At 66.7% G+C, this 255-nt stretch carries 1 protein-coding gene; it reads right to left on the reverse strand.

Annotation, left to right across the window (positions count from 1 at the left end):
- Window positions 1-221 (reverse strand): hypothetical protein (locus SB660_RS22055; RefSeq protein WP_410584595.1); only part of this gene is annotated, 221 nt, incomplete at its 3' end.
- Window positions 222-255 lie beyond the last annotated feature (34 nt).

Here is a 255-nt window from a genome sequence, read left to right on the forward strand (position 1 = left end):
GTGAAGGGGCCGAGCGCCGTCAGGGCGCCGAGGAGCAGCACGTATCCGAAGAGGCGCGCGGGCGAGAGCTGGTCGCCCGGGTGGTGGTGCGCGATCTCCTGACCCGCTTCGCGCACGCGATCCGGGACGCTGATGAGCCCGGTCGGCACCGCGATCAGACCCGTCGACACGGGAATCATGCCCGTCTTGGGGTGAGCGTCCTCGCGGTTGTCCTCGGTCATCGTGTCTCCTTAAAGCGTCGATATAAAACGCTAC

This window comes from Bacillus sp. SIMBA_005, assembly GCF_046535585.1.
GTDB classification, from domain to species: domain Bacteria; phylum Bacillota; class Bacilli; order Bacillales; family Bacillaceae; genus Bacillus; species Bacillus pumilus.